General features: G+C 75.9%; 1 pseudogene. It reads left to right on the top strand.

Annotation, left to right across the window (positions count from 1 at the left end):
- Positions 1-1,100, top strand: a pseudogene (locus ACIQOV_RS42505) (hypothetical protein); the annotation flags it as partial.

Genomic DNA, 1,100 nt, shown 5'->3' with positions numbered 1-1,100 from the left:
GGTGCCGCGCTGAGCGCCAAGGGCAACGCGGATTCCGCGGCGGGTTCGGCCGAGCAGGCCGGTGCCTACGCGGACAGCGCCGGCGGGCAGTCGGCCAAGGCCAAGCAGGCCGCGGCCGCGACGCGCCGCTCGGCCGCCGAGGCCGGCCGTGCCGCCGCCGCCTCCCAGCAGCTGGCGGCCGAGGCCGTCACGAAGGCCGAGGCCGCCGCGGCGCTCCTGAAGTCCGCGGGCGAGCACGCCGCCGCCGCGGCCCAGGCCGCCCGGGACGCCGCCGACCACGCCGGTCAGAGCAGCAACGCCGCGCAGGAGTCCACCGACCACGCGAACGCCGCCTCCGGCTTCGCCACGGACGCCCAGACCGCGGTCGACAAGGCCAACGAGATCCAGGACCTGGCCCGCCGCACCGAGGCCGAGGACCTGACCAACCGCACCGCGGCCGCCGTGGAGAAGGCCCGCAAGGCCAAGGCCGACCAGGCCGACAAGCAGGCGCAGACCGACCAGGCGGCCCAGGAGGTCCAGAAGGCGAAGGCCGAGGCCGACCGCCTCGCCCTGCTGGCCAACCAGCCCGGCGCCACCCCGGCGCAGGTCTCCACCGACGGCCGCAAGCTCGCCCTCATCTCCCGCAAGATCTCCGGGGACTGGGGGGAGAAGGCGGCCGACGCGGCCCTCTCCGGCCCGGACACGGCCGTGTTCTCCTACCTGAAGAGCGGCCGCAAGCAGGCCGAGGAGCACGACGCGCGCGACCGAGCCACGCAGATCTACACGGACTCCGACAGCGACACCGTCCGCACCGCCGCCTACACCGCGCTGCAGGGCAACACGGACCAGGTCGGCACGTTCCTGACCAGTGGCCGGGACGAGGCCGCCGCGCCGGACAACCGGCTGACGATCACCCGCATCAGCGACAACGCCGGCCCGGCCGTCAAGGCCGCCGCCGACGCCGCGCTGCGGGTCAACACCCCCGCCGCGCTGCGGGACTTCCTCGGCAAGGGACTGACCGACGCACAGGCCGCCGACGACCGCCTGACCGCCGTCCGGCTGGAGGACGCCCCGGACACCGAGCCCGAGCTCAAGGCCGCCGCCCGGATCGCCCTCGAAGG

Origin of the sequence: Kitasatospora sp. NPDC091257, from assembly GCF_044757675.1 — a bacterium.
GTDB lineage: Bacteria > Actinomycetota > Actinomycetes > Streptomycetales > Streptomycetaceae > Kitasatospora > Kitasatospora lactacystinica.
This window is presented reverse-complemented; position numbering and strand designations above follow the sequence as displayed.